The 4,873-nt window shown below is 35.8% G+C and carries 5 protein-coding genes; 3 read left to right on the forward strand and 2 right to left on the reverse strand.

Annotated features, from left to right (window positions below; genetic code table 11):
- The first annotated feature begins 198 nt into the window (after window positions 1-198).
- Both mobQ and FTV30_RS15505 read left to right on the forward strand, forming a co-directional pair.
- The gene (gene mobQ / locus FTV30_RS15500) at window positions 199-1,152 is read left to right on the forward strand and encodes a MobQ family relaxase (protein WP_180001892.1); all 954 of its coding nucleotides are present in this window, start codon (window positions 199-201) and stop codon (window positions 1,150-1,152) included.
- Window positions 1,149-1,619: a hypothetical protein gene (locus tag FTV30_RS15505; protein WP_180001893.1), complete on the forward strand. Its 471-nt coding sequence runs from the start codon at window positions 1,149-1,151 to the stop codon at window positions 1,617-1,619. The genes mobQ and FTV30_RS15505 overlap by 4 nt, the downstream gene beginning before the upstream one ends.
- A gap of 486 nt (window positions 1,620-2,105) precedes the next feature.
- Here FTV30_RS15505 and FTV30_RS15510 read toward each other — a convergent pair whose 3' ends face one another.
- A complete protein-coding gene (locus FTV30_RS15510; protein ID WP_078194520.1) occupies window positions 2,106-2,735 on the reverse strand; it encodes a hypothetical protein in 630 nt (209 codons plus the stop codon).
- A 781-nt stretch (window positions 2,736-3,516) separates the two neighbouring features.
- Between FTV30_RS15510 and repM the strand changes: the two genes are divergently transcribed.
- Complete coding sequence (gene repM, locus FTV30_RS15515) at window positions 3,517-4,452, forward strand: replication initiation protein RepM (RefSeq protein ID WP_159516845.1); 936 nt, start codon at window positions 3,517-3,519, stop codon at window positions 4,450-4,452.
- A gap of 35 nt (window positions 4,453-4,487) precedes the next feature.
- On the opposite strand, the gene FTV30_RS15520 is transcribed toward repM, so the two are convergent.
- On the reverse strand, window positions 4,488-4,769 hold the full coding sequence (locus FTV30_RS15520) for a mobilization protein (RefSeq protein WP_180001894.1): 282 nt from the start codon (window positions 4,767-4,769) through the stop codon (window positions 4,488-4,490).
- Window positions 4,770-4,873 lie beyond the last annotated feature (104 nt).

The following is a 4,873-nucleotide window of genomic DNA, read 5'->3' on the forward strand; positions in this document are numbered from 1 at the left end:
ATATAGAAAACCACTCAAGCATAAGGCCCTATGAATTGAAATTCAAGCGGGCTATATGCTATCGTGTTTTTCATGAAATGCGCACTTACGACTTGGATTTCATCCAAGTCAAAGTTTGCGTAAGGGGATACCCCTTAACCCCAAAAAATTGCTACGCAATTTTTAAAAGCAAAAGCAAAACCATCACAAGGCTAAGGCATGGCAATTTATCACTGTACGACTAAGACCGTTAACCGAAGTTCGGGACGAACTGCGGTAGCATCTATGGCCTATCGTGCAGGAGAAAAATTGACAGATGAACGGACAGGGTTAACGCACGACTTCACGAGAAAAGAAGGTGTGGTGTATACAGAGATTCTTTCTAACTTGGATACTGAATTAGACCGAAGCAAAGTTTGGAATCTTGCGGAAAAATCAGAAAATCGGAAAGATGCCCGAACCGCACGTGAATGGGTGATTGCTCTACCGGACGAGCTGGATGAAGAACAGCGAAAAGAACTAGCAAGAGAGTTTGCCCAATCTTTAGTAGACCGTTATGGGGTGGTTGCAGATTTGGCGATTCATGCACCTAGCAAAGGTGGAGATGATAAAAACCATCATGCACATATCTTACTGACAACTCGCAAAGCAGAATTAGATACTGAAAATAAACTGGTCCTCACTCAAAAATCGGAAATTGAGTTAAGTAACACCAAAAGAAAAAGCTTAGGCATGGGAACAAGCCAGGAAGAAATTAAACAGATTCGAGCCACCTGGGCAAACTTAGCCAATCATGCTCTGGAATATGCAGGGTATCGGGAAAGAATCGACCACCGCAGTTATGCCGATCAAGGTAATCAGCTACAAGCCACTATCCATGAGGGTAGTAAGGTCACGCAGATGCGCAGGAAAGGCATAGATACTGAGATTAGTCGTTTCAACGACACGATCAAACAGCAGAACAGCCAACAGCTCCAAAACAAACAACAGCATAAAGAAAAAACCTTAGAACAAGGGTTCAACCGTGTTGAGCAAGGCTTTGAGCAATGGAAGAAAGATCAGGAAGCTAAACGCCTAGAACTGGAACATAAAAAGCAGTTAAAGCTACAGCAAGAACAAGCGATGAAGCTGAAACAACGCAAAAGCATGAATAGAAATGGGCCTTCCCTATGAGCAATCAAAACGATTTAGACGACCAGTTATATATTTTATTGGCATCCATGAAGGAATACAGGGAAGCCATAGCAGATGATAACAAGCGATTAGAGACGTTTTACAATAAGGTAGCTAGTGGGGTGCTAGAACAAAGCAAAAAGACCCTAAATAACGCAAATCAGGAAGCTACACGTGCCCTTCAAGGTCGTATTCAGGAGTTAGATAAAGCCACCGATAAATTGAACTACAAATTTATTGCCTTGTTGTGTGCAATTTTCCTTAGTCTGGTATTAGTTTTCCTGTCTTTTATATTTTTATTTATTCCAAGTTTTGATGAGATCAAGCAGCGTCGTGCTGAAGCAGCTTGGCTAGATCAAAGCTATAAACTCGATATTAGAAACTGTAATGGTAAATCCTGTGTCCGAGTTATGAAAAATGACTGTCACGGAACGAATAAGGATTACTGTGTTATTGATCCTAAATAAATACTGGCAAGTACTTTGCTCGGTTCTTTTCTTAATCTTATTGCTACCGAATATCGCAAAGTGGCTCGACTTTGAGATATGGCAATAGCCATGTCTCAAAGTATCGAGCTTTACTTTTCATTCTTTATGTCCTATCTATTTGCTATAGGGAAGCATACTTTATAGCACTTATAGTGGAATTAATAATGAGAAGGTATTTGATTTTCCTAGCTTTTATAATAATGATTTTTATTTTAGCTCTCGTTGTTAAACTCGATAATGATCGGAAAAAATTTGAAGTATTCAATGAAGTAGAGACAACAAACAAGTTGATACAAAAAAAACCATAGTTTTTTTATGGTTTTTTAAATATCTTATAAAATATAAATCCTTATTTAAGTTTCCATGACCCAGTATTCCATGACTGGGCTTTTTTTTATTTCAAATAGTGTTTTAGTAAAAATCTATCAAATTTCGTATAACCGCCATTATGTTAAATGTATAACTTTATAAAGTGTTAATTTTAAAGTCTTCCAATGTTTTGCCTTTTTCTTCTAATAAATTATGAACAAACTCAGGCTCTAATTTCAGCATCAGTTCAATAGCATCATGGATTTTCCAAAATTGTAATTCAGGATGATCTATTATTTGGATTAAATGGTTTTTAATTAAAGGAATATATTCATCGTATTTTTCATCATCAATTAACCAAAATAAGCGACTAATATCAAATGGTTCTGTATTAGATATTTCTATAATCTTTTGTATAGGATGAAATATTTTTATTCTAGCCTGTTCACCAAATCCTAGATCAGCTTGGAATGCCCAATAACGAACAAAAGCTCTAAGTACATGCTGAAGTGTATCATCATAACCATGTAAACGATGATCTATATAACCAACTAATTTATTTTCATTTAATAAATTTACTAATGCATCAAAACCAGAGGATTGTCCCCAATTAGTCAGAAGTTTTGCTGCCTCAAATACAATATTTTCATCAGAAGAATTTAATAAATTTATGACTTGTTCTATACGATCTTCAGGAATATCTTCTGGATCTAAATCTGTTGCATCACATGCGTAATCTGCATGAGTAGGAACGTCATGCAGTAATACAGAAATTTCTTTATTCATTAAGCCACTCATTAATAATTATCTTAAGATTTTCTAAAATTAACATAATACACCTTATACGAAATACAACAGTTTTTTCCTTCAAGATCATTATATTAGAGATTGCCGCCTTGAATCATAGAGCAACAAGGCGGCAACTTTTCTATTTTTTATGTTCCACGCTTACTATTTGATCATTGTTCCACGGTTTTGATTAGATATTTTAATTATTAAACTTCTTCCAGTAATAGCCGAGCGAGTGTCTACGAGCGACCACCTGGCATTAAAATTTCGCCCCTGCCTTTTCCCTGATTACAAACTCCCCTTTGCTTCATAATGAAAGATACAGAGCATCCCGAATGGGTGCGAACTGTATTAGCCAAATTCTAGACGAGCGAAGCGAGCATAAAGACTACTGAGCGAAGCGAAGGCATAGTTTCTTTTTTTATTAAATCCTCAATTCATATTTGAAAAAAACAGCCCCTCAACCGAGCTAAAGCGAGGTTAAAACGTCCGAGCTTTAGCGAGGGCATAGGGCTGTTTTCATGCCTACTTAGGCTTTTATATATATTTTAAAGCTTTTAAATGCTTTTACGACCGCTAGAAACCTTTCTATTAAAGACTTCTAGCGGTTATAAAGGGACATTTAGTCGGTTATAAAGGGACATTTAGTCGGTTATAAAGGGACATTTAGTCGGTTATAAAGGGACATTTAGTCTCTATAAAGGGACGTTATAGGTATTGACCCTTTAGTGACTTCAATTTACAATGTCCATATTATAAGTAACAATATAATCTGATTATGAAAAATGAGCTTGTTGTGAAGGATAATGCGTTAATCAATGCTAGTTATAATTTAGAAGTAACTGAACAACGTTTAATACTATTAGCAATTCTTAATGCAAGAGAAACAGGCAACGGTATTACAGCCGATAGTAAATTAGAAATACATGCGAAGGACTATGCTAGCCGTTTTGATATAAGCAATGATGGGGCCTATAAAGCATTAAAGAATGCTGTTTTAAACTTATTTGATCGACAATTTTCCTTTAAAGAACAAGATAAAAAAGGAAATATAGGCACAGTAAAATCAAGATGGGTAAGCCGTATTAAATACATTGATGATTCAGCCACATTAGAGATTACATTTGCGCCTGATGTTGTTCCATTAATTACAAGGCTTGAGCAGCATTTTACGAGCTATCAGCTTAAACAAGTTAGCCAACTTACCAGTAAATACGCTATACGTTTATATGAGCTTTTGATTGCATGGCGTGAAGTTGGAAAAACTCCAAAAATTGAGTTACACGATTTCAGAAGCAAAATTGGTATCGAAGACACTGAATACATAGCAATGAATGATTTTAAAAAACGTGTATTAGAACCAGCTATTAACCAAATTAATAAATATACAGATATTACGGCAACGTATGAACAGCATAAAAAAGGGCGATTAATTTCAGCATTTTCATTTATTTTTAAGCAAAAACACCAACCAAAGATTGAAAAGACAGTTGACCTAAAAAGGGATCCAAATACACCTGATTTCTTTATCCCTATGACAGATGCTCAACGACATTTATTTGCCAATAAAATGGCTAAATTGCCTGAATTGAGCGAGTATTCACGAGGAACTGAAAGCTATGAAGATTTTGCAATCCGTATTGCTGATATGCTTTTAGAACCTCCAAAATTTAGGATGTTCTATCCGCTACTGGAGCAACTTGGGTTTAAGTAACTATTTAAAATGGAGCTAAATAGCTCCCTTTTTTATTAATTTAGAACTGGCAAATCAAAAAGCTTTCTATCTCTATCTTCTGTTAAATACTCGTTGAGTTCAGCGAGTATTTTTTCTTTATTGGCTTCATTGGCATTCATTTTTTTAATCAAATAAGAACCAAGCAAAATTTTACGTCGAGTATCATCCTTCCTTTCCTGCTCTTTTTGCTTTGACCTTTCTCTAGCTTCGATAGCTTGTTTGCGAGCCTTTAACTGTTTCAGCTTTTCTAACTGGGCTTCGATTTTCTTTTCGAGAGTTTCAGCAGCTTTTGTCATGATTCAGATTTCGGGATATAGAAAACCACTCAAGCATAAGGCCCTATGAATTGAAATTCAAGCGGGCTATATGCTATCGTGTTTTTCATGAAATGCGCACTTAC

Source organism: Acinetobacter sp. YH12255 (assembly GCF_013417355.1).
In the GTDB taxonomy this organism is placed as follows: domain Bacteria; phylum Pseudomonadota; class Gammaproteobacteria; order Pseudomonadales; family Moraxellaceae; genus Acinetobacter; species Acinetobacter pseudolwoffii.